12 protein-coding genes are annotated in these 24,718 nt (G+C 70.7%); 2 read left to right on the forward strand and 10 right to left on the reverse strand.

Annotation, left to right across the window (positions count from 1 at the left end; genetic code table 11):
* Positions 1–56: 56 nt before the first annotated feature.
* From NBRGI_RS17465 to NBRGI_RS17490, 7 genes are all read right to left on the reverse strand, one after another.
* A complete protein-coding gene (locus tag NBRGI_RS17465; RefSeq protein ID WP_029897620.1) occupies positions 57–1,052 on the reverse strand; it encodes a daunorubicin resistance protein DrrA family ABC transporter ATP-binding protein in 996 nt (331 codons plus the stop codon).
* Positions 1,049–1,267, reverse strand: a complete 219-nt coding sequence (locus NBRGI_RS47515; RefSeq protein ID WP_148310857.1) for a hypothetical protein — start codon at positions 1,265–1,267, stop codon at positions 1,049–1,051. The genes NBRGI_RS17465 and NBRGI_RS47515 overlap by 4 nt, the downstream gene beginning before the upstream one ends.
* On the reverse strand, positions 1,264–14,994 hold the full coding sequence (locus tag NBRGI_RS17470; RefSeq protein ID WP_081878121.1) for a non-ribosomal peptide synthetase: 13,731 nt from the start codon (positions 14,992–14,994) through the stop codon (positions 1,264–1,266). Before NBRGI_RS17470 ends, NBRGI_RS47515 begins: the two co-directional genes overlap by 4 nt.
* Before the next feature lie 362 nt (positions 14,995–15,356).
* Entirely contained in the window at positions 15,357–17,276 is a 1,920-nt protein-coding gene (lnt, locus tag NBRGI_RS49135) for an apolipoprotein N-acyltransferase (RefSeq protein ID WP_036559599.1), read from the reverse strand.
* Positions 17,277–17,564: 288 nt separating this feature from the next.
* Positions 17,565–19,160, reverse strand: coding sequence for an amidohydrolase (locus NBRGI_RS17480; protein ID WP_029897626.1), 1,596 nt, complete (start codon positions 19,158–19,160; stop codon positions 17,565–17,567).
* Between the two features lie 117 nt (positions 19,161–19,277).
* Positions 19,278–19,520: a ribbon-helix-helix protein, CopG family gene (locus NBRGI_RS17485; RefSeq protein WP_029897627.1), complete on the reverse strand. Its 243-nt coding sequence runs from the start codon at positions 19,518–19,520 to the stop codon at positions 19,278–19,280.
* 100 nt (positions 19,521–19,620) lie between these two features.
* Positions 19,621–20,103 carry an FxsA family protein gene (locus NBRGI_RS17490; RefSeq protein WP_014986101.1) on the reverse strand — a complete coding sequence of 161 codons (483 nt, stop codon included), beginning with the start codon at positions 20,101–20,103 and terminating at the stop codon, positions 19,621–19,623.
* Between the two features lie 170 nt (positions 20,104–20,273).
* Between NBRGI_RS17490 and NBRGI_RS17495 the strand changes: the two genes are divergently transcribed.
* Entirely contained in the window at positions 20,274–20,930 is a 657-nt protein-coding gene (locus NBRGI_RS17495) for a maleylpyruvate isomerase family mycothiol-dependent enzyme (protein WP_029897629.1), read from the forward strand.
* Between the two features lie 42 nt (positions 20,931–20,972).
* Here the strand turns inward: NBRGI_RS17495 and NBRGI_RS17500 are convergent, their stop codons facing one another.
* Positions 20,973–21,632, reverse strand: coding sequence for a response regulator (locus tag NBRGI_RS17500; RefSeq protein ID WP_014986103.1), 660 nt, complete (start codon positions 21,630–21,632; stop codon positions 20,973–20,975).
* Positions 21,633–21,675: 43 nt separating this feature from the next.
* Positions 21,676–22,848, reverse strand: a complete 1,173-nt coding sequence (locus tag NBRGI_RS17505) for a sensor histidine kinase (protein ID WP_029897632.1) — start codon at positions 22,846–22,848, stop codon at positions 21,676–21,678.
* A 107-nt stretch (positions 22,849–22,955) separates the two neighbouring features.
* Between NBRGI_RS17505 and NBRGI_RS17510 the strand changes: the two genes are divergently transcribed.
* Positions 22,956–23,723, forward strand: coding sequence for a TSUP family transporter (locus NBRGI_RS17510; RefSeq protein WP_029897633.1), 768 nt, complete (start codon positions 22,956–22,958; stop codon positions 23,721–23,723).
* Here the strand turns inward: NBRGI_RS17510 and NBRGI_RS17515 are convergent, their stop codons facing one another.
* Positions 23,724–24,368, reverse strand: a complete 645-nt coding sequence (locus NBRGI_RS17515; RefSeq protein WP_235210997.1) for a TetR/AcrR family transcriptional regulator — start codon at positions 24,366–24,368, stop codon at positions 23,724–23,726.
* Positions 24,369–24,718 lie beyond the last annotated feature (350 nt).

Genomic DNA, 24,718 nt, shown 5'->3' on the forward strand with positions numbered 1-24,718 from the left:
CCGTGGCCCCGAATCGACCTGCGCCGCCTGCACTTTCGGACTTTCCAGGACCGCCGTCACGACAGGATCTCCTCTTGTACGTCATCGGTTTCGGACTTCCGGCCGGCCGCGGGGCGGGCCGATTTGCCGGTGAGAGAAAGGAATACGTCGTCCAGGCTCGGCCGGTGCACGGTGGCGTCCACCACGCAGACGCCCGCGTCGTCGAGCCTGCGCAGCGCCTCGACCATGGTGCGCGAACCGTCGCCGACCACGATCGAGGCCTCGTCGGTGCCCGCCTCGTGGCTCGGTTCGCCGATGCCCACCTGGGCGAGCACCGACAGCGCGGGCTGCACGTCCTGGCCGGGGGCCAGCGTGACGGTGAGCCGGTCACCGCCGATGGAGGTCTTCAGCTCGTCGGCCGAGCCGCGCGCGATCACCCGCCCGCGATCGATGACGGTGATCCGATCGGCGAGCAGATCGGCCTCCTCCAGGTACTGCGTGGTGAGCAGCACGGTGGTGCCGTCGTCGACGAGTTCGCCGATGACGCGCCACATGTCGAGCCTGCCGCGCGGGTCGAGTCCGGTGGTCGGCTCGTCGAGCACCACCACCGCGGGCTTGGCCACCAGCGCTCCGGCCAGGTCGAGCCGGCGTGCCATACCGCCGGAGTAGGTGCCCGCCCTGCGGTCGGCGGCGTGCTCGAGCCCGAACGCGTCCAGCAGGTCGGTCGCCCGGGTACTGGCCTGCCGCGGCGACATCCCGTAGAGCCGGGCCACCATGCGCAGGTTCTCGAACCCGGACAGGTTCGCGTCGACCGCGGCGTACTGCCCGGACAAGCCGATCCGCCGCCGCGCCGCGCCCGGATTGCGCAGCACGTCGACACCGGCCACCCGGACCGTTCCGGCGTCCGGGCGCAGCAGGGTGGTCACGATGCGCACCGTGGTGGTCTTGCCCGCGCCGTTGGGACCGAGCAGACCCATCACGGTGCCGCTCGGTATCTGCAGATCGATGTTGTCCAGCACTCGAATCCGCCCGTAGTGCTTGACCAGGCCGAGTACTTCCACCGCCAAACTCATTGTGCCGCCTCCCCCGTCGTCGAAGTCGATCGACCGGCCACGGCGGACGCGCACCGCTTGCGCCGTGCGGGCCGGGCGACCGCCCGGAACGGCCGGAGCATGGACAGGTCGAGCCCGTCCACCTCGCAGTCCCCGCCCGCGGCCGGTCCCGGCGCGGGCACGACCGGTCGTTCCGGGCGTATCGACTGGCGCGTGGCCGGGTATTGCCCGTTCACCTCTGCTTCTCCTTTCGTGCGCCGCTCTTGGCTCGCCGCACACCGTTCTTCGCTGGTTGCGCACCGGCGGGCAGCAGTGCCGCGGCTCCGTCCAGTGCGCCGCGCAGCACCTGTCCGATCGCGGCGAGCGATTCGGGCGCGGTCATCGCCGAATGCCGGCACGGCAGTTCGTGATCGCGGATAGCGCCGGTGACGAACGGCTGCCAAGCCGCCGCAGTACGTTCCGGATCGGCCCGGTTGATCTCGTCCGCGGCGGCGGTGAAGAACAGCAGATCGCCGTCGAAGACCCGGGGCCGGAAGCCGTGCGCGAGCAGGGTGCCGTTGGTGTAGCCGGCGTAGAGCCGTTCGAGGTGCTCGACGGTGAGCGCCGCGAACGGCCCCGGACGCGCACGCAGCAGCTCTGCCGCGTCGCGCAGGTTCATCGCCGGGTCCAGCGGCGCGTCGAGCTGGTCGCTGCCGAACTCCTCGATGATCTCGGCCACGCTCGGGATCGCGTGCTCGAGCCAGGCGTCGGAGAGCCGGTAGCTGTCCATCATGGACAGCAGCGCCACCTCGTCACCCGCTTCTTGCAGTTGCACCGCCACCTCGTGCGCGATCAGGCCGCCGAGCGACCAGCCGAGCAGGTGATAGGGGCCGGTCGGCTGGATCGACTTGATATGTGCCACATACTGTTGCGCGGCCTCGGCGATCGAGGCGAACCCGTCCTCGCCCGCGACGTGCGGGGCCTGCAGCCCGTACACCGGACGGTCCGGCGCGAGGTGCGCGAGCAGGCCCGAGTAGCACCAGGCCAACCCGATCGCGGGATGGACGCAGAACAGCGGCGCCGCCTTGCCGTTGGGCCGGATGGGCAGCACCGGCCCCAGCGCCGCGACGATGCCCGCGCCCGATCCGTCGAGCCGGGCGGCGATGGCGGCCGGGGTCGCCTCGCCGAACATCGCCTGCACCGGCAGGTCCAGGCCGTTGGCCCGCACCTGCGCCACGACTTTCGTGGCCAGCAGCGAGTTGCCGCCGAGCTCGAAGAAGCCGTCGTCGGCGCCGACGGTCTCGACGCCGAGCACCGCCGCGAAGGCCGCGCACAGGGCGACCTCGGTTGGCGTCGCGGGCGCGCGATAGCCGTCGGCCGCCGAGAACACCGGTTCCGGCAGGGCTTTTCGATCCAGCTTGCCGACCGGGCTGAGCGGCACCCGGTCGAGCAACATGATCGATTGCGGCACCATGTAATTCGGCACCAGTCCCGCCACATGCTCGGTGAGCTCCGCGGTGGTGAGCGCGATACCGTTGCGCGCCTTGACATACGACACCAGTGCCGTACTTCCCGCGGGGGTGCGATGCCCGATGGTGGTGGCGAACTCCACGCCGCCGTGCTTCGCCAGCGCCGCGTCGATCTCGCCGAGTTCGATGCGGAAGCCGCGGATCTTGACCTGATGGTCGGTGCGGCCGACGTATTCGATCTCCCGGCTGCCGCCGCGGTCGCGCCCCGCCGCCGGCGAACCGTGGCCGGTCCACCAGCGCACCAGGTCGCCGGTGCGATACATCCGCTCCCCCGGCTTGCCGAACGGGTTCGCCACGAACTTCTGCGCCGTCAGGCCGGGGCGATTGAGGTAACCGCGCGCCAGCGCCGAACCGGCGAGGTGCAGTTCGCCGGTGACCCCGACCGGGGCCGGATGCAGACGACCGTCCAGGATGGTCGCGCTCACGCCGCGGATCGGACCGCCGATGGTGATCGGGCCGCCCGGCGTCATCGGCTGCGAGATCACCGTGACGATGGTCGTCTCGGTGGGCCCGTACACGTTGTACAGATTGCGATTCGGCGCCCACCGGGTCACCAGATCCGGCGGCAGGGCCTCCCCACCGACCAGCACATGCCGCAGCGCGGTGACGCCGGCGGGGTCCACCGTGCCGAGCGCCGAGGTGGTGATGAACGCGTGCGTGATCGCCTCGTCGATGAACACCCGCGCCAGATCCTCGCCACCGACCACCCCGGCCGGCGTGATCACCAGCGTGGCCGCCCCGCCGAGGGCGAGCAGCAGATCGAGCATCGCCGCGTCGAAGCTCGGCGTGGCGAAGTGCAGCACCCGGCAACCCGGACGGACGTCGAAGCGCTGCGCGGTCTCCGCCGCGAAATTGGACAGGCCGCCGTGGGTGACCACCACGCCCTTGGGCGTGCCGGTGGAACCGGAGGTGTAGATCACGTACGCCGGGTTGTCCATCCGCAGCGGCGCGATGCGCTCCGCCGCGGCGATCGGCCCGTCGGGCGAATCCAGCACCAGCCCACGGAAGATCGGATCGTCCAGCACGATCCACTCCACCTCACCGGGCAGCTCGTCGCGGTGCGCTCCGAGCGTGATGCCCAGTGCCGCACCGGAATCCGAGAGCATGTGCGCGATCCGCTGCGCCGGATAGTTCGGGTCTACCGGCACGAACGCGGCGCCGGCCTTGGCCACCGCGAGCACCGTGGCCACCGACTCGACCGAACGCGGAATTCCCAGCGCCACCAGCGTTTCCGGGCCGACCCCGCGGCGCATCAGCACCCGGGCGAGCCGGTTGGTCCAGCGGTCCAGCGCGTCGTAGCTGATCTGGGTGCCGTCGGCGCGCAGGGCGATCGCGGCACGATCCACCGCGGCGGCCGCCGCGAACACCTCGGGGAAGGTGACCGGACGGTCCGGCTCCGCGCCGCGCACCGGGGCCAGGCCGGCCCACTCGGCGGGATCGAGCAGCTCCAGATCGCCCACCGCGGTGGTCGGATTCGCCGCGACCGCGGCGAGCAAGCGCGCCAGGCGGTGGCCCAGCCGCAGCGCGGTCTGCTCGTCGAACAGATCGCTCGCGTAGTTGACCGACAGCGTGATGCCCGCCGGATCCCGTTCCGGGGTCTGCGATTCGGTGAGCGTGAACTGCAGATCGAACTTGGCGATACCGGTGTCCACATCGGCCGCCTCGATCCGCAGGCCGGGCAGTTCCAGCCCGCCCACCGGATGGTTCTGCACCGAGAGCATCACCTGGAACATCGGGTGATGTGCCTGGGACCGCGCCGGATTCAGCACCTCGACGAGGCGTTCGAACGGCAGGTCGGCGTGCGCGAACGCGTCCAGGTCGACGTCGCGCACGGTGTGCAGCAGATCGGTGAACCGGGCGTCCGGATCGATCCGGGTGCGCAGCACCAGCGTGTTGACGAACATGCCGATCAGCCGGTCCAGCGCGGGATGCCCACGTCCCGCGATCGGTGTGCCGACGGTGATGTCGTCGGTCGCCGACATCCGGTGCAGCAGAACCGCGAGCGCGGCGTGCAGCACCATGAACATGCTGACGTTGTTGCTCGTCGCGACCCGGTGCAGGGCCCGATGGGTGTGCGCGTCGATCTCGCATTCGACCAGCCCACCGCGGTAGGACGGCACCGGCGGGCGGCGCCGGTCGGCGGGCAGGGTGAGCAATTCGGGGACGCCGTCGAGCTGGTGGCGCCAGTAGTCGAGCTGCTTGCGGATCACCGAGTCCGGATCGTCCTCGGTGCCGAGCGTGTCCTGTTGCCACAGCGTGTAATCCACGTACTGCACCGCGAGCTCGTCCCATTCCGGCGACCGGCCCGCGCAGGCGGCCCGGTAGGCGGTGGCCACGTCGAGCGCCAGCGGCGCGAGCGACTGCCCGTCCATCGCGATGTGGTGCACCACGAGCACGAGCACGTGCTCGTCGGACACCTCGGCCGGATTCCGCACGCCGCGGTCGCCCTCCGGGGACACCGAGATCAGCGCGGCTCGCATCGGCACCACGCCCGCGAGATCGAATCCCGGTGCGGCGAAACGCCGTACCGCGTCGTCCACTTCGTCCGGGCGCACCGTGGCGACGAACAGGGTGATCGCCGCGGTGACCAGATCGAGCACCTGCTGCGTCGGTTCGCCGCCGACTTCCGGGAACACCGTCCGCAACGTCTCGTGCCGGTCCTGCACCGCATGCAGCGCGACGACCAGCGCGTCGACGTTCAGCTTGCCGTTCATCCGCAGCACCACCGGCACGTTGTACGCGCCCGCGGACAGGTCCGCGCCGTCGGTGGCCGTCTCGCCGATTCCGTTGAACCGGTTGAGGAACCACAGCCTGCGCTGCGCCGCCGAGAGCGGAATCCGGTCCGGGCGGGCCTGTCGCACCAGCGCCGGACGCGGGCGCGCCCCGGCCGGTCCCGAATCCAGATGTGCGGCGAGTTCGGCGACCCGGGGCGCGGCGAAGACGGTGCGCACCTCCAGCCTGGTGTTGCTGGCCGCGGCCAGCCGCGCGACGAGTTGCGTTGCCAGCAGCGAGTTTCCGCCGATATCGAAGAAGCTGTCGTCCGCGCGCACCGCCTCGACACCGACCAGCTCCCCCATCACCCGCGCGACCAGTCGCTCCGACGGGGTCGACGGTTCGCGGGTGGCCGCGGCGACGGCCAGTTGCGGCTCGGGCAGCGCGGCGCTGTCCAGCTTGCCCACCGGGGTGAGTGGAATCCGTTCCAGCACAGTGATGCTGGCGGGCACCATATGCGTCGGCAACTGCGCGCCCAGCCGGGCCCGCACCGCCTCCACGTCCACCCCGGTGTGCTCGTCGGCCGGCTGCACGAACGCCACGATCCGGTCGGCGCCCGCGATCTGCCTGACCTCGGTGTGCGCGAACCGCACGGCGGGGTGCTCGCCGAGCGCGGCGGTGATCTCGCCGAGCTCGATCCGGAAGCCGCGCACCTTCACCTGGTGGTCGCTACGCCCCAGATAGCACAGTTCACCGGCGTCGTTCCAGCGCACCACGTCGCCGGTGCGGTACAGCCGCGCCCCGGCCGGGCCGAACGGGTCGGCCACGAAACGCAGTGCGGTGAGCCCGAATCGGTCGAAGTAGCCGCGTGCGACACCGTGCCCGCCGAGGTACAGATCGCCGGGCACGCCCGTCGGCACCGGGCGCAGCCGCTCGTCGAGCACCAGCGCCCGCGCCCCGCGCACCAGGGTGCCGATGGTGACCGGCTGCTCCGCGGTGAGCGTCGCGATGGTGGCGACGATCGTGGTCTCGGTGGGGCCGTACCCGTTGAGCATGGTCCGTCCCGGCGCCCACCGGGCCACCAGATCCGGGGCGCACGCCTCGCCGCCGACCATCAGCGCGCGCAGGTGCGGCAGCGGCCACCGCTCGTGATCGATGGTGGCCAGCGCGGCCGGAGTCATGAAGGTGTGCGTGATCCGCTCCCGTTCCAGCAGCGCGGCCAGCTCGTCACCGCCGTACACGTCGGGCGGGCAGAGCACCATGGCGGCACCGGAGCCGACCGCGAGCAGCAGATCCAGCACCGCCGCGTCGAAGCTCGGCGAGGCGAAATGCAGTGTCCGCGACTCACGGTCGACCCGCATCCGATCGCGGAGTTCGTCCGCGAAATTGGACAGCCCGGCATGGGTGACCGCGACGCCCTTGGGTTTTCCGGTGGAGCCGGAGGTGTAGATCAGGTAGGCCAGGTCGGCCGCCTCGATGGTGCACATGCGGTCGAGATCGTCGACCAGTGCGTCGTCGTGGGTTTCCAGTTCGGCGCGCACGGCCGGGTCGTCGAGCAGCAGCCAGTCCGTCGCCGGGCCGTCCGCACCGGCCGCGCGCAACCGCTCGGCGTGCGCGCCGATGGTGACGCCGACCCAGCAGCCCGCGTCGGCGAGCATGTGCCGCACCCGGTCCGCCGGATAGTTCGGGTCGACCGGCACGAACGCGGCGCCGGTCTTCACCACCGCGAGCACCGTGAGCACCGACTCGACCGAGCGGGTGAGGCCGAGGGCCACCCGATCGCCGATGCCGATATCCCGCGCGATCAGCGCACGGGCCAACCGATTCGAGCGCTTGTCGAGTTCGGCGTAGGTGAGCGTGGTCGCGCCCGAACGCACCGCGGTGCGATGCGGATGCATGTGCGCGGTCGCGGTGAAGTACGCGGCGAGCGTGCACTGCGGCGTGGTCGGCCCGCCGGTCGCCGGGGCGAGCAGGCGGCGTTCCCGTTCGGTGCGGGTGTCGATGTCGCGCACCAGCACTCGCGGATCGGCCGTCACCGCGGCCAGCACCCGGAGGAACCGGTCGGCGAGGGTGTGGATGGTCGCCTCGTCGAACAGTTCTGCGGCGTAGACGAATTCGAACGCGCGCCCGGGTTCGCCCGGCCCGGCGTCGCAGCCGATGTGGGCCACCCGCAGTTCCAGATCGAACTTGGCCAGCGCGATGTCGAGTTCCTCGGCCCGCAGCTCGAGGCCGGGCAGTTCCAGCGTCGGCACCGGGCCGTCCTGCACGGTCAGCGCCACCTGGAACAGCGGATGCCTGCCCCGGGTCGTGCCCGAGCCCAGCTCTTCCACCACCCGCTCGAACGGGATGTCGGCGTGCGCCATCGCGGCCAGCTCGGTATCCCGGTCGGCGCGCAGCAGACCGGCGAACGGACGGTCCGGGTCCACGTCGGAACGCAGCACCAGGGTGTTGACGAACATGCCGACCAGCTCGTCGAGCTTGGTGTCGGTCCGGCCGGCCACCGGGGTGCCGATCACGATGTCGCGCCCGCCGGTCACGCTGCGCAGCAGCACGGCCAGCGCCGAGCGCAGCACCATGAACATGCTGACGCCCTGTTCTTTGGCGAGCTCGGCGAGGGCGCGCTGCACCGGGTCCGGCACCGTGAACGGCACGGTGCCCGCGTGCTGGGTCGGCTCCGCGGGCCGCGGCCGGTCGTAGGGCAGCGGCAGTTCCGCGGGCAGATCGGCGAGAGCGCTGCGCCAGTAGGCCAATTGCTCGGCCGCGAGGCTGCCGGGCTCGCCCTCGTCGCCGAGGCAGGCGCGCTGCCACAGCCCGAAGTCCGCGTACTGCACCGGAAGTGGGGTCCAGGCCGGGGCCGCGCCCTCGTGCCGCGCCACGTACGCGGCGGCCAGATCGCGGGTCAGCGGGCCGAGCGACCAGCCGTCCGCGGCGATGTGATGCACCACGATGCCGAGCAGGTAGTGCTCGGAACCGGTGCGCAGCAGCGTCATTCGCAGCGGCGTATCGCGGATCAGGTCGAAGCCGCGATGTGCGAGCGCGCCGAGCGCGGCCGTCGCGCCCGCCTCGTCGGTGTCGATCGCCTCGATCGCGGGCAGCGCCCGCGCGGTCGGCAGCACCACCTGCTGGGCGCCCGCGCTGTCCTCCGGGAACACGGTGCGCAGCACCTCGTGCCGCTCCACCAGATCGGTGAGCGCCGCGCGCAGCGCCGCCACATCGAGATCGCCCGCGATCCGGATAACGAAAGCGATGTTATATGCGCTCGATTCGGGAGAATATCGATTGAGGAACCACAGTCGCTGCTGGGGCAGCGACAATGGAATGCGTCCCGGACGCGTGGTCTGCACAGCCAGCGCCAACCGCTGCGTCCGGGGCGCTTGCGTGAGCCGCTCGGCGACCCCCGCGACGGTGGGCGCCTCGAAGATCGCCCGCACCGGCAGGTCCACGCCGAACTCCGCGTGCAGCGCGGCGGCGAGCCGGGTGGCCAGCAGCGAGTTGCCGCCGACATCGAAGAAGCTGTCCTCGGCTCCGGTGACGGGACGGCCGAGGATCTCGCCGAACACGCCCGCGACCCGCGACTCCAGTTCGGTGGCCGGCGCCCGCGAGCTGCCGCCGGTCGTGAAGACCGGCTCCGGCAACGCTTTTCGGTCCAGCTTGCCCGCCGGGGTGACCGGGAGTTCGTCCAGCACGGTGACCGAGGCGGGCACCATGTAGCCGGGCAGGCGCTGCCGGGCGGTCTCGGTGAGATCGGCGGCCGCCACCGGCTGGTCCACGGTCACGTATGACGCCAGCCGCGGCTGGCCGTGCTCGTCGGTGTGCACGACGGTGAGCGCGAAGTTCACGCCGGGGTGCGCGCGCAGCACGTGGTCGATCTCGCGCAGCTCGATCCGGAAGCCGCGGATCTTGATCTGGTCGTCGGCGCGCCCGAGGAAGCGCACCTGACCGCCGGTCTCGACCACGACGAGGTCACCTGTGCGGTACATCCGCTCGCCGCGGCGACCGTGCGGGTTGGCCAGGAACCGTTGCGCGGTAAGGCCGTAACGACCGTGGTAGCCGCGCGCCAGACCGGGACCGGACAGGTACAGCTCACCGGGGGTGCCCGGCGGCACCGGGTGCAGCCGTCCGTCGAGCACGAACAGGCGCATACCGCGGATCGGCAGGCCGAGCGGCACCGGGCGGCCCGGCACCATCGGCCCGGTCGCGGTGGCGGCGACGGTCGCCTCCGACGGGCCGTACATGTTGTGCATGCGGTGCTCGGCCGACCAGGTCTCGACCAGTTCCTCCGAGCACGCCTCGCCGCCGACGATGACCGCTTCCAGCTCGTCCAGCCCGTCGGTCGGCACGGTGGCCAGCGCGGCCGGGGTGACGAACGCGTGGGTGACCCGCTCGGTGCGCAACAGGGTGGCCAGCTCGGCGCCGCCGTACATACCGGCGGGCGCCACGACGATGGTCGCGCCCGCGGCGAAACCGAGCAGCAGCTCCAGCACCGACGCGTCGAAGCTCGGGGACGAGAAGTGCAGCGTCCGCGCCGAATCCGTGACGCCGAACAGGTGCGTCTGCTCGTTCGCGAGCGAAGCGAGGCCGGCGTGGGTGACCACCACCGCCTTCGGCTTGCCGGTCGACCCGGAGGTGTAGATCAGGTAGGCCGGATGCACCGTGCACAGCGAATGATGCCGGTCCGCGTCGGTGATGGGGGCGGTCGAGCAGTCCACCGCTTCCGCGGCCAGTTCGGCCGAGCCCAGCACCAGCCAGTCGACGTAGTTCTTGCGGTGCTTGCCGCGCGGCGCGGGCCACTCCGGCATGGCCGCCAGGCAGGCGGCGTCGGTCAGACCGAGGATGGCCCCGGAATCGCCGATCATGTGCGCGATCCGCTCGCCCGGGTAGCTCGGATCGATCGGCACATACGCCGCACCGGTTTTCGCGACCGCCCACACCGCGGTGATCGCGTCCAGGCCGCGCGGCAGCGCGATCGCGACGACCACCTCCGGGCCGGCGCCGTGCTCGATCAGCACGCGCGCCAACTGGTTCGAGGACTCGTCGAGTTCCCGGTAGGTGGTGTCGACGCCGAGGTAGCGCACGGCGACCGCGTCCGGCACCCGCTCGGCCGTATCGGTGAGTAACCGGGCCAGCGTGGTGAACGGTTCGGCGGGCGCGCCCGCGATCGGCACCAGATTGGCGATCTCGCGCCTGTCCAGAATGCTCAGATCGCCGATCGGCATGCTCGGCGCGGCGACGACGGCATTCAGCACGGCGACGAAACGGCGGGCGAACGATTCCACCGTGGCTCGGTCGAAAATGTCGGTGGCGTAACCGAATTCGGCGGTGAGCGGCCCGTCGGTGACGTCGTCGTGCACCACCAGCTGCAGATCGAACTTCGCGATATCGGAGACGATCGGCAACACCTCGGCCCGCACGCCGGGCAGCTCGATGCGCAGATCGGGATCCCGGTCGTAGGACAGCATCACCTGGAACAGCGGGTGCCGCGCGGCCGAGCGCTCGGGGTTGACCACCTCGACCAGTCGCTCGAACGGCACGTCGGCGTTGGCGAAGGCATTGAGATCGGTCTCGCGCACCACGTCGAGCATGCGGTCGAAGCCCGCGGCCGGATCGATCTCGGTGCGCAGCACCAGCGTGTTGACGAACATGCCGACCAGCTCGTCCAGCGCGGGATCGGAGCGGCCCGCGATCGGCGTGCCGATCGCGATATCGGTGCTCGCGCACAGCCGCGACAGCAGGGTGGCCAGCGCGGCGTGCAGCACCATGAACATGCTGACGCCGCGGGCGGCGGCCAGTTCACTTGCGGCACGGCGAATCTCGGGGGAAATCGTGAAATCGACGCGGCCCCCGGTGGTCGACCGGCGCAACGGGCGCGGGCGGTCCAGCGGCAGGTCGAGCTGGTCGGGCAGGCCCGCCAACGCCGAACGCCAATGCGTCAGCTGGCCGCTCAGCGCGCTCGCCGGATCGGATTCGTTGCCGAGCAGTTCCCGCTGCCACAGCGCGAAGTCGGCGTACTGCACCGGCAGCGGCGCCCACTGCGGCGCGGCGCCGGCGCCGCGCGCCGCGACCGCGCTCATCAGATCCCGGGCCAGCGGCGCGATCGACCAACCGTCACCGCAGATGTGGTGCAACACGACCAGGAACACCCACTGGTCCGGCCCGGTGTGGTAGAGCGCCACCCGGATCGGGGCCTGACTGCGCAGATCGAAGCCGTACCCGGCGAACTCGGTGGCCAGCTCCGCCACGTCGGCGCCCGCGGCGTCGATCGGGTCCAGGGTGAGCGGGATCTCCGCGGCCGGATGGATCAGCTGCACCGGTCCCTCGCCCGACTCCGGGAACGTGGTGCGCAGGCTCTCGTGCCGTTCGATCACGTCGACCAGGCCGGCGCGCAACGCCTCGACATCGAGCGCGCCGTCGATGCGGACCGCCAGCGGCATGTTGTAGGCGGCCGCGTGTTCGGCGAAGCGGTTGAGGATCCACAGCCGCTGCTGTGCCAGTGACAGCGGAATCCGCTCGGGGCGCTGCGCCGCAACGAGTTTCGGCGAGGACACATCGGCGGGGTGGGTGGCGAAGCGCTGGGTGAGCGCGGCGATCGTCGAGGCCTCGAACAGGTCGCGGATGGTCAGGCCGGTGCCGAGGGCGGCATTGATCCGGGCCACCGCGCGCGCGGCCACCAGCGAGTTGCCGCCCAGGTCGAAGAAGCTGTCCTCGACGCCGACCTCGGTGCCGAGCATCTCGGCGAAGACCCGCGCGAGCACCCGCTCCACCTCGGTACGCGGTTCCGCGGTGGACCGGCCGGTGGCCCGCACGCCGACCGGGGCGGGCAGGGCCTTGCGGTCGATCTTGCCGTTGGCGCTGAGCGGCAGCTCGTCGAGCTCCATCAGCGCCGAGGGCACCATGTACCCGGGCAGCGTACGGCGCAGTTCGGTGAGCAGCGCGGCGGTGTCGAGCCGTCCCGCGGCCGGGGTCGCGACCACGTAGGCGACGAGTTCGTCGCCGTTGCGCCCCGCGTGGGCGACGCAGACCGCCCTGGCGACCCGCGCGTCGTCGAGCAGCGCCGCCTCGATCTCGCCGAGTTCGATCCGCAGGCCGCGGATCTTGACCTGGAAGTCGCTGCGCCCCATGTACTCCAGCACGCCGGGCCGGTCCGTGCCGAGCTGCCAGCGGGCCAGGTCACCGGTGCGGTACATGCGCACACCCGCGCCGAACGGGTTGGCCACGAAGCGATCCGCGGTGAGCCGTGGCTGGCCGAGGTAGCCGCGCGCCAATTGCACACCGGCCAGGTACAACTCGCCGACGACGCCGGGCGGCACCGGCCGCAGCCGCGAATCCAGCACGTAGGTCTGGGTGTTCCAGACCGGCGAGCCGATCGGCACGGTCGCCGGGTCGGCCGGGCAGGGCCAGTAGGTGACATCGACGGCGGCCTCGGTGGGGCCGTACAGGTTGTGCAACGCGGGCCGGGGCAGCGCCGCGTGGAAGTCCCGGACGGTGGCCGCGGGCAATGCCTCGCCGCTGCAGAACACCTGGCGCAACGCGGTGCAGCCGCGCACGTCGGTGTCGGTGACGAACACCGAGAGCATGGACGGCACGAAATGCGCCGTGGTAATGCCCTTTTCGGCGATCAACCGGGCCAGATAGGCCGGATCCCGGTGCCCGTCGTGCGCCGCGACGACCAGTCGCGCGCCGATCTGCAAGGGCCAGAAGAACTCCCACACCGAGACGTCGAAGGTGGCCGGCGTCTTCTGCAGCACCACGTCGGTCCGGTCGAGCGAGTATTCGTGCTGCATCCAGCGCAATCGGTTCACGATCGCGGCGTGGCTCACGCCGACGCCCTTGGGCTTGCCGGTGGAGCCGGAGGTGAAGATCACGTAGGCGAGGTGGTCCGCGCGCAGGGCGGCGGTGCGCTCGGCATCGGTGATCGGCGCGCCGCGATAGCCGGACAGCTCGACGGTGTCGATGGCCAGTGCGGCAGCCGATTCGGGCATCGCGAGTTCGTCGCGCGCGGCCGTGAGTACACAGACCGGCGACGCCTGCCGCACGATCTGATCGAGTCGATCGGCCGGATGTTCCGGGTCGAGCGGCAGGTAAGCCGCGCCGGTCTTGACGATCGCGTACATGCCGACCACGAGATCGATGCTGCGGCGCAGGCACAGGCCGACCACGGTCTCCGGCCCGGCCCCGCGCTCGATGAGCAGGCGGGCCAGGCGATTGGCGCGCTCGTCGAGTTCGCGATAGGTGAGCGTCGCGGCGGCCGGAGTGTCCTCGCCGGATTCCAGCGCGATCGCGTCGGGGCAGGCGGCCGCGCGCTCGGCGAACAGCCCGGCGAGGGTGCCCGGCTGCCGCGGCGCCTCGGTCGCGTTCCACTCGTGCAGGACGCGCTCGTGCTCAGCGGCGGTGATCGCGGTGAGCGCCTCGGCGTGGGTCTCCGGTGCGGCACTGAGGAATCGGGTGAGGAAGTCGAGGAAGCGGTCGTGGTGCACCGACACCTCGGCCTCGCCGTAGAGCCGCGGGTTGGCCTCGAAATCGACGTGGATACGGCCGCCGCGACCGTTGTACAGATTTATCGACAGGTCCTCGACCGGGCCGGTGGCCAGCACGTTCAGCGAGCCGACCAGGCTGCCGAAGGTCAACTCGTCGTGGAACAGCATGATGTTGACCATCGGCCCGAAGAAGCCGCGCGAGTCGCGCGAGTAGCCGCAGTCGCGGCGGATGTCGTCGTGCCGGTAGCGCTGGTGCCGCAGCGCGCCGGTGATCTGGAGTTCGGTCGCCTTGACCACATCGGCGAGGGTGGTTTCCGCGGTGAAGCGCAACCGGATCGGGACCACATTGGACACCACGCCCGCCGAGCGGCGCAGCGAGACGGTGGTGCGCGCGGAGACCGGCAGGCTCAGCACCACATCCGGATTTCCGGTCACCGAACGCACATACGCGCCGAGCGCGGCGACGAACAGCGCCGAGTTGGCGGTGCCGAAGGTGGTGACGGCCGCGTCCATCGCGGCCTGCGCACGGTCGTCGAGCACGCCCGCGGCGATGCGGCGGCCCGCGTCCTGGGTGGCCGCGGTGACGGTGCTGCCGCCGAGGCTCATCGGCTCGCCGGCGCCGGCCAGCTGTTCCAGCCAGTAGTCGCGGTCGGCGCGGAACCTGCTGGTCTCACGGTAGCGGACCTCGTCGGCGTAGATCTCGGCCAGCGGCGCGGCGCGCGACACCACCGGCTCGGTCCGATTCTCCAAGGCGGTGTAGATCTCGGCGGTGCGGGTGAGCGCGTTCATCGCGCCATAGCCGTCGATCACGATGTGATGGGCACGCGAGTACCAGATGTAATCCGAATCCCCGGTGCGCAGCACCACATTCGCGGTGAGCGGGTCGCGCTCCAGATCGATCGGGGAGCCGGTGTACTCGTGCATCCAGCGCAGCGCAGCGGCGTGCGGGTCGGGCTCGCCGCGCAGATCGACCCTGGCCCACCCCGGTCGGCGCGCGGGATCGACTATCTGGTGCGGGATTCCGTCGATCTCCGCCAGGCGCAGCTTGCCGACCTCGGACTCCGCGCCGAATCGCTCGATCGCGTAGAGCAGGCGGCCGACATCCAGGTCGCCGTGGATCTCGACATACTGGGCGATCGTCAGCGGCACATCCGGCCGAATCCGCTGCGCGTACCAGAGCGCCGTTTGAGCCGGCGACAAGACGAATGGCTGTGCCGAGGATTCGCCCGATGAACATTGGTCGACGCTGTCCGTGGCCAATGAACTCATCAATCACTCCGTTCTGCCGCTGTTCGACGCAACTTCCAGAACACAGACCACAGCAAGGCGCGCGAGGCCGACTGTGAAAAGTGATCCACGCCCTATGATTCGGAGCGTCTGATCGGCCGGATTGCCAGCGTGGCGGATTTGTTTCACATCGCAGGCTAGTCAGCGCCGTTGATCTTGCATAGCAAACATTTGGCTAACACGACAATTCGCCCAGTTCGCCTCATCAAAAGCCCAGGAAAAACCCATCCTGACAAGCGAATACAACATCAACAATGCGTATGTGCGAATAATTCGCTACATCACGGTTCGGCTACAGCAATCACAGAAAATACCGGAGGTCCGGTTAGTCCCCACAACCACTTTCAGTCGCGCACTGTGACCTGCGGCACGTTTTTCCCGGCCACGTCCGGACGCCGGGCGCGACGTTGACGGATCAACACGGCCAGGACGGCGGCAGCCGTCAGCGCGACGAACACCCGTTCCGGCAGCGGCCCAACGGAAGTAGCGAAGGTGTTGCTGCTGCGCAGCGGTAGCTGGGCGACCAGCGCGGCCGGCACGAATTGCGGACTCTCTTGCTGCACAGTGCCATCCGCCGCGATGATCGCGCTGACGCCGGAGGTCGCCGCGACCACCAGCGCCCTGCCGTGTTCGACCGCCCGGACCCGCGACATGGCCAGCTGCTGATAGGTCATCTCGCTGTCGCCGAAGGTCGCGTTGTTCGTGGGCACGGTCAGCAGCTGCGCGCCCGCGCGCATCGCGTCCTCGAACGCGCGATCGAAGGCGACCTCGTAACAGGTCGCCACGCCGATGTCGATACCGGCCGCGCGGACCACACCGTCGCCGTGGCCGGGCACGAAATATCCGGCGCGATCGGCATATTCGGAGAACAGCCGGAAGAACGAACGCATCGGCAGGTACTCGCCGAAGGGCTGGATGATCTTCTTGTCGTGCCGCTCCCCCGGGCCCGCGGCGCCGTTCCACACGATTACCGAGTTGGTCGTGGTCCGATCACCGTTCACCAGAACCGCGCCCACCAGGATCGGCGCGCCGATCCGCTCGGAAGCCCGGGTGATCAGGGCCGCCGCGTCCGCGTTGCGCAGCGGATCGATATCGGACGAATTCTCCGGCCAGATCACCACATCCGGCTTTTTCGCCGCCCCCGCCGCGACCGCCTGCGCGAGCTCCTCGGTGCGCCGCACGTGATTGTCCAGCACCGCCCGCCGCTGCGCATTGAAGTCCAACCCGAGCCGGGGCACACTCCCCTGAATCGCCGCCACCGTGATCACCCGATCCCCCTGATCCGGCGCCGGCAGAGTCGCCCCGAGCAGCAGCCCCGCCAACGGCAGGACAGCCAGAGTTGCCGCGGCAGCGGCACATCCGAGCCACGCGGCCCGGCGGGGTCCGGCTATCGGCTCCGGTGCCCGGCCCGTCAGCGAGCCGGTCGGCGGCTCGTCGGCAGCGCGCACCGCGTCGGCGCGGCCCGCCGCGACGGCGCCCGTCGACGGCTCGGCACCGCGACGCCCCACGGAATCGCGTTCGGCCGCAGCAACATTCCCGTCGGCCCCGGCTATAGGATCGCCGGAAGTGGTCGCACTCGCACCCGCAACGGCCGCGCTCCCCCCAGCCTCGACCGTGCTTTCACCAGTCGTGGCCGAGCTGCCGACGGCCTCCCGCTCGCCGACCGTGCCCACATGGTCGTCGGCGGGGCGGGGCTCAGCGACAGGTTGTGCATCGGCATAGATCGCGCGCAACCGGAGGACCAAAGCGGCTGCGCCCGCGCCGGTCAGCGCCACCGCGAAGCTGACGAAGGGGGCGCCGCCGAGCGAGGCGAGGGGCAGGAACCAGCCGTCGGCTTGCCCGAAGGCCAAACGGCCCCAGGGGAATCCGCCGAACGGAAAACTGGAACGCGCCCACTCGGCGCTCGCCCACGCCAGCGCCACCCATAGCGGCCAGCCCGGGAGTCGTCCCACCATTCGCGCCAGCAAACCGAACAGGCCGATGTACACGGCGCACACCGTGGACAGCGCCAACCACGGTACCGGCCCGACGTAGATCCCGGTCCACGGCAGCAGCGGCACGAAAAACGCCAGACCGGCCAGGAATCCGTACCCGAACCCGGCCCGAAGACGCCCGCTGCCGCGCACCACCAGCGTGAGCAGCGCGAGACCGAGCGGCGCGAGGAACCACCACGGCCGCGGCGGGAAGCTCCCGAAGATCAACAGCCCAGCGCAGATCGAGGCCACCGCCCGCGACCACACCGGAAACCGGCTCAGCACACCCATCGTTCGCTCACGCACCCCGCGTAACCTTCCCGCGCACCCCAGCGCGCCCTCGCTGATCCCCCGCCGACCCCGCACGACGTAATCCGTTTCGCCGAGATACACAGTGCGCGAGCATCTCGGCAACGCCGAACGCGGTGGTAGCGGCGGCACTACGGGCACGCGCTCGGTGATCCACCGCAGACCTCACGCCACACAAATCGTTTTCCGACGCACAACGCCTAGGCACGTCAGCAACACCGAACCCGGTCGCCGCGCGTGATCCGGACACCCGCGAGAGCGCCACCACCCTCACGCGGCGTAGATCGTTTCGCCGCGGTGCACGGTGCGCAGGCACTTCGGCAACACCGAATCGGGTTGCAGGGGCGGCAATCCGGGGACGCGGGAGCGCGGGTCGGTGGACCAGCGCTGTACCGAGTCGGCGGCTGCGGCGACGACCAGTTCCTCGGCTTCCCAGACCGCGTAGGACGCGGGCGCGCCGGGCACCAGGGTGCCCGCGATCCCGTCTCTGACCCCGCCCGCGCGCCAGGCGCCACGGGTCGCGGCGGCGAACGCGGCACGTGGGGACAGACCGTGGCCGGGGGTGCGGTGGTGAGCGGCGGCGCGCACGGCCGACCAAGGATCGAGCGGGGTGACCGGTGCGTCCGAACCGACGGCCAGCGCGATCCCGGCCGCGGCCATGGCGGCGAACGGGTTCAGCGCGGCGGCCCTGGTCGCGCCGAGCCGAGCCGCGTACATGCCGTCCGCGCCGCCCCAGGCCGCGTCGAATCCCGGTTGCACGCTGGCGAGCACGCCCCACGCGGCGAGCTTGCCGATCTGCCCGGCGTCCAGCAGCTCGGCGTGCTCCACCCGGTGCCCGAGCGCCGCGACCGCCGGACCACCGAATTCGCTTACGACACGGTCGAATCCGGCGATGACCGCGTCCATGGCGGCGTCGCCGATCACGTGGAAGCCCGCTTGGATGCCCGCCTCGGTGCAGGCGCGGACGTGCGCGGCGATGGCCTCGGCGTCGAGATAGGATCGGCCGGTGCCCGGCTGGTCGGCGTAGTCCTCGCGCAGCCAGGCGGTGTGCGAACCGAAGGACCCGTCGACGAACAGGTCGCCGCCGAGCGCGTGCACGCCGAGTTCGGCCACCAGTGCGCGCGCCTGTTCGGCGCTGCGCACCGCCTCACCCCAGTACGCCCGCACCTCGACGCCGTGCCGGAATTCGAGCAGTTCACGCACGTCGGTGCGACCGGAGATCTCCGGCCCCGCGCATTCGTGCACGGCGACGATGCCGTGCGCGGCCGCGTGGTCCAGTGCCGCGGCCCGCGCCCGATCCCGTTGCGCGCGATCGAGTTCCGCGAGCACCGTGGTCCGCACCAGGTGGTGCGCCGCGGCCCGGACCGGCTCGCCGCGGGTGAACCCGTCGGCCGCGCGCACCTGCGGCAGCGCGTCCAGCAGCGCGGACGACACCACCGCCGAGTGCGCGTCCACCCGGGAGAGGTAGACGTGGCGGGCTCCGGCGGCCTTGTCGATCTCCTCGACCGTGGGCGGCCTGCCCTCCGGCCAGGTGGTCTCGTCCCAGCCGTCACCGAGGATCGCGCCCTCGGGCCGGGCCGCGGCGAAATCGCGCAGCAAGGTCAGGCAGTGCTCCAGCGAACGGGCGACCGACAGGTCCAAGCCGGTGAGCTTCAGTCCCAGCGCGGTGACGTGTACGTGCGGGTCCACGAACGCCGGTGCGACGAACGCGCCGTCCAGATCGATGATCTCGGCGTCCGGATGCAGTGCCCGCCCGGGCTGTTCCGCACCGAGCCACACCACGGTGCCGTCGGCCACCGCCATCGCCGTCGCGTCCGGAGAACTGGAGCTGTAGATACGACCGCCGACGAGCAACTGGGTATTCACGACCGCACCTCGCTGACGCTCGGTTCCGTCGTGCACACGCACGCTGTGTCACTGGTTCGCTCGCTACGCTCACTCACGAGATCCCAGTCTGCCGTATGCCCGATTCGGGCTTTCGGGTCAGCCGTTCAGTACGGGCTGCCGCACGTCCTCGGCATTGGCCAGCACCGTCATCACGTCGGCGAAACGTGGGGGCGCGCTGCCGGGAGCGCACGGCGGGCAACCCGCCTCGACGGCGATCAGCTCCAGCCGCAACGCGGCGGCCGCAAACCCGGAAATCGATTGTCCCGCAGCCGCCGCCGCGCGTTTCACCGCGGCGGCCAGCTCGTCGCTCACCGTGATGGTGAGTTGCTCGGTGGCCATCGCGTCACCGTAGCCCCTTTTCCGCGGGATCCCTAGCGGGCTGGCGTGTCTTTACTACTCGTTGGTAATGGCGCTACCACCCTTTGGCAATTCGGGGTGGCTAGGGGTTGGTGATGGCGCGGCGCGCGTTGCCCTGTCCGTCGTCGTAGTACTGGTGCACGACGGTGCCGTCGATGACTTCGCCGCCGTCGATCACCACGCCCCGATACGGCATGGCGGCCTGGAATTTGGCGACCCGGCGCGCGGCGAACGCGGCGGCCATCGGCCGCACCAGGAATCGGGTCGGCGGCAGCAGCAGGAACAGGCCGATCAACGAGGTGACCAGACCGGGCACGAACATCAGGAACCCGCCCGCGGCGACCAGCGCACCGTCGGCGACCGCGGTCCCCGGCGCGATCTCGCCGCGGCCGACGCGGCGGAACTGTTCGAACACCCGCCGCCCCTGCGAGCCGACCAGCAGCATGCCCGCCGCCGAGCCGGCGATGAGCAGCAGAATGGCCGGTATCACGCCGAGCCATTGGCCGACGGCGACCAGGGCGGCGATCTCGGTGATCACATAGAGCACGAATACCAGGGCGGGCATGGCGTTCCTTTCGGACGATCTACCCAATCCAACGCCCGGCCCCTGAATTTTTCTCCCGGATCCGCCTGAGAGTCCCATGAGACCCGCGCGGGCCGATGAGTTCACCGCATGCAGGCCGTCAGTAGCAGTGGAACGACGGACCGGCGAGCAACGCCGGACAAGGAGGTCGGATGGCGAACGAACTGTCGCGTGCCGAGATCTGGGCGATGACGCATGCCGAGCGGGCGGCGCTGGCGCAGGATCTGGCCGGATTGGACGAGGCGCAATGGGCGAGCCCGTCACTGTGCGGGCGGTGGACAGTCGAGGAAGTGGTCGCCCATCTGACTGCGGCGGCGAGCGTCGGCCGGATCCGCTGGGTACTCAGCGCATTGGGCGCCCGCTTCGATTTCGCGCTGCACAACGATCGGCGGCTGGCTGAGCATCGCGGCGCGACACCCGCCGAAACGCTGGACCGGTTCCGCGCGGTCGGCACCAGCACCATCGCGACCTTCGGCGATACGGCGGCCTGGCTCGGCGAGGTGGTGGTGCACGCGCAGGACATCCGGCGCCCGCTCGGATTGCCGCGCGAGCCCGCGCTCGCGGCCGTGACCGCCGTGGCCCGGTTCTACGCGAGCCGGGATTTCACCGTGTCCGGCCACAGCGCGATCGAAGGACTGCGGATGACGGCGACCGACGGCCCGTTCGAGATCGGCACCGGTCCCGAAGTGCGCGGGACGACCACCGCACTGGTCATGGCGATGGCAGGCCGGACCGCCTACTGCGACGATCTGACCGGGCCCGGACTGCCGATGCTGCGTAGCCGTTTGTCGGTCACCCAGCCGGGGTGAACTGTCCGACCCGGTCGCCCGCCAGCTCGACGGCGACGGGGATCAACCACCCGGCCGGACCAGGCCGGTCTCGTAGGCGAGCACCACCGCTTGCACGCGGTCGCGCAGACCGAGTTTGGTGAGCACGCGGCCGACGTGCGTCTTCACGGTGGCCTCGGAGAGATACAGCTGTTCGGCGATCTCGGCGTTGGACCGGCCCGCCGCGATCTGTTCGAGCACCTCGCGCTCGCGGGCGGTGAGCACCTCGAGCACGCCCGGGTCGCGCATCCGCGCGGGGTCCTCGGCGATGAGCCGATCGAGCAGGCGCTTTGTCACCTTGGGCGAGACCACCGCGTCACCGGCGGCGACGCTGCGGATCGCGGAGATCAGGTCCTCCGGCGGGGTGTCCTTGAGCAGGAAGCCGCTCGCGCCCGCGCGCAGCGCGCCCAGCGCGTGCTCGTCGAGATCGAAGGTGGTCATCACCAGCACCCGGCAGCCGTGCCCCGCCTCGACGATCCGCGCGGTCGCGGTGACGCCGTCGACCACGGGCATCCGCACATCCATCAGCACCACATCGGGGACCAGCTCCGCGGCCCGGCTCACCGCCGCCGCCCCGTTGGCCGCCTCCCCGATCACCTCGATGTCGGGGTGCGCGCCGAGGACCATCTTCAACCCCATGCGCATGAGTTCCTGGTCGTCGACAACGAGAACGGTGATCGGCACGCACCTAATCTAACGTGCACGGGCCCGCCGACGGCCTGCCAACCTATTCCGGCAAGCCGGGCGCGAGCGGGATGGTGGCCTGCACCCGCCACGCACCGTCCGCGGCGCGACCGGTCTCCAGCGTGCCGCCGAGCACCGCGATGCGTTCGCGCATTCCGACCAAACCCATTCCGCCGCCTTTGATCCGGACCGCGGGTTCGTCCAACGGAACGCCCCCGGTGTCGGAGATGTCGATCGTCACGTCGGTGTCGCGGCGGCGCACCCGCACCCACGCCTTGGGATGCGGTCCGGCGTGGCGCAGCGTGTTCGTCAGCGACTCCTGCACGATGCGGTGCACGCCGAGGCTGACCTCGGGCGCGACATCGTCGAGTTCCCCGGTCAATTCGAGTTCCACGGCGAGGCCGGCGCCGCGCATCATGTCCACCACCCGGGCGAGTCCGGCGGTGCCGTGCTGGGGCAGTTGGTCGGGCGCGTGTTCGGTCCGCAGCAGCGCGACGGTCCGGCGCAGTTCACGCAGCGCCTCGCGCCCGGTCCCCGCGATGGTGGTGAGCGCCTGCTCGGCGGCGTCGGGGTCGCGCCGCAGCGCGTACTTCGCCCCGTCGGCCTGCACGATGATCACGCTCACCGCGTGCGCGACCACGTCGTGCAGTTCGCGGGCGATGCGGGTGCGTTCGGCCGACACCGCGTCGTGCGCGCGGCGTTCCTTGTCGTAGTCCGCGACCGCGAGCCGGGCCGCGACCTCGGTGTCATAGGCGTGCCGCGCGCCGATGAACTCCGCGAGCGTCCAGCACAACGCGAAGAACATGACGGTGAAGACGGCCTCGCCGCCCGCGGGCTTGTCCAGCGCCAGATTCGAGAGCACCGAATCGAGCACCACGCCGAGCCCGAACCACAGCCCCTCCCGCCTGCCCACGTAGGCGACGAGCGTGTACAGCATGATCCCGAGACTGAACAGCGTGATGTGATCGGCATCGTCACCGACCACATAGGCGACCGCCGTCGCGACCAGCGACGACACCAGCGCGATCGCCGCCATCGCGCGCGGATACACCCGGCGCAACACGATCGGCAGCGGCAGAAAGACCCCGACCGCGAGAAAGGCGACCTTGTGCGCCGAGTTCCCGACACTGAGGATCTCGAGCAGTAAAAGGACAGCCGCCAATATCGAATCCGAGACGATGGGCTTCCCGCGAAGCCACAGGCTGAACCGGCGCACCCGTCCACCCTAGGTCCGGGCGGGTTCGCCGGGGCGCACCCGCGCGCCGAGTGCGACGAACTGGACTGCTGACTGGCCCGCATCAGACCACCTGGTTGGCTTGCCCCGTGCAGATCGGTGATTGGGCGGTGTTGATCACCGCGGCGACGGCCGCGGGCTGGGTGGACGCGGTGGTCGGCGGCGGCGGGCTCATCATTCTGCCGACGTTGTTTCTCGTCGCGCCGACCATCGCGCCGCAGACCGCGCTCGGCACGAACAAGCTCGCCGCCGTCGCGGGCACCGCGGCGTCGGTGCTGACCTTCGCCAGGAAGGTGCCGATGCAGTGGCGGGTGCTCGTGCCCGCGGCCGGGCTCGCGGCGGTGACCGCCGGAATCGGTGCTGCCGCGGTCTCATTGATCGACCGCGACCTGTTCATTCCGATCGTCATGGTGGTGCTGGTCGGCGTCGCGGTATTCGTCACGCTGCGACCTTCGATCGGGGTCACGCTCGCCACGCACGCGCCCACGCGGCGCAAGGTGATCCTCACCATCGCGCTCGCCGCGGGACTCATCGGCTGCTACGACGGCCTGCTCGGCCCCGGCACCGGCACCTTCCTCATCATCACGTTCGCAACGCTGCTCGGCACCGAGTTCGTGCGGGCCGCCGCGATGGCCAAGGTGATCAACTGCGGATCCAATGTGGGCGCGCTGATCTTCTTCGGCCTCACCGGTCACATCCTGTTCCTGCTCGGCGCGGCCATGGCGGTCGGCAACGTGGCGGGCGCGATCGTCGGCTCGCACATGGCGTTGCGCAACGGCGCGAAATTCGTCCGCGTCGTGCTGCTCGTGGTAGTGGTCGCGATGGTGATCCGCTTGGGCTGGCAGCAGTTCGGCTGATCAGCCGACGGGCTCGACCTGCGAGGCGAGCCAGGGCTTCAGCACCCGCGAGGTGGTCTCGTGGATCTGGCGGTGCAGTCGCTCGCCGTCGTCCGCGCCGTTGATCGGCTGCTGGAACAACACCGTGAGCGCGCCGGACACCGCGCCGACGACGGCGCCGACCAGCGCGGCGGCCCCCACCTCGTCCAGTTCAGCGGGGAACGCGGCATGCAACTGTCGCGCGATCTCGCGCTGCGCCACCAACTGCGCGTGCGCGGCCCGGCCGCTCACCGACGGCACGGTGCGCGACACCTGCGCGCGCAACGCGGCGATCCGGGCACTGAGATCGTCGACGAGATGTTCGCCGGGATTGTCACCGGCCGCGCGTAACGCCCGGAGTAACACCTCGACGGGGCGCTCCCCTGGCCGGCGGCTGCCGATCGCGGCCACCGCGGCCCGCACCCGCTCGTCGGTCTCCGGGAAGAGCAGTTCTTCCTTGCTGGCGAAGTAGTTGAAGAAGGTGCGCGTACCCACCTCGGCCGCCGCCGCGATGTCGGCCACCGTCGTCTCGTCGTAGCCTCTGGACTCGAAAAGGTCTACGGCTGCCTCGAGCAGGGCACGGCGGGTACGTTCGCGTTTGCGGTCACGGAGGGCGGATGGCGGCACGCGGGCACAGTACGGCATTTCGCGAGACAGACGTGGTATGTGCGGGTTTCGCGCGTGCCGTTCCGACTCCCCCACCTTTGACATTGCGCCCCTGCACCTTTGACCGCGCCCCTACCGGGGCCCGAGCTGGACGAGCGATCACGAGGAACTGGGGGCGGCATCGGGCGAGAGACCGCCGCCCCCAGTTCCTCGTGATCAATTGACCAGTGGGAGCCCACGTTCGGGGGACGCTTGGCGGCCGTCGGTCCGTCTGGTGCCGCGGCGCGAGTGCCCCGGTTCGCCGCGAACGCACGACGCCGGCCCGTGGCACGCCCATGGCAGGAACTGCGGTCGGTTCTGCGCCGTGCCGA

Origin of the sequence: Nocardia brasiliensis IFM 10847, from assembly GCF_000710915.1 — a bacterium.
GTDB classification, from domain to species: domain Bacteria; phylum Actinomycetota; class Actinomycetes; order Mycobacteriales; family Mycobacteriaceae; genus Nocardia; species Nocardia brasiliensis_A.

What these genes read in the sequence shown, in the direction of transcription:
- NBRGI_RS17465 (WP_029897620.1), bottom strand. Translation starts at nt 1,052, where the DNA reads ATGAGTTTGGCGGTGGAAGTACTCGGCCTGGTCAAGCACTACGGGCGG.
- NBRGI_RS17470 (WP_081878121.1), bottom strand. Translation starts at nt 14,994, where the DNA reads ATGAGTTCATTGGCCACGGACAGCGTCGACCAATGTTCATCGGGCGAA.
- lnt (WP_036559599.1), bottom strand. Translation starts at nt 17,276, where the DNA reads ATGGGTGTGCTGAGCCGGTTTCCGGTGTGGTCGCGGGCGGTGGCCTCG.
- NBRGI_RS17485 (WP_029897627.1), bottom strand. Translation starts at nt 19,520, where the DNA reads ATGGCCACCGAGCAACTCACCATCACGGTGAGCGACGAGCTGGCCGCC.
- NBRGI_RS17490 (WP_014986101.1), bottom strand. Translation starts at nt 20,103, where the DNA reads ATGCCCGCCCTGGTATTCGTGCTCTATGTGATCACCGAGATCGCCGCC.
- NBRGI_RS17495 (WP_029897629.1), top strand. Translation starts at nt 20,274, where the DNA reads ATGGCGAACGAACTGTCGCGTGCCGAGATCTGGGCGATGACGCATGCC.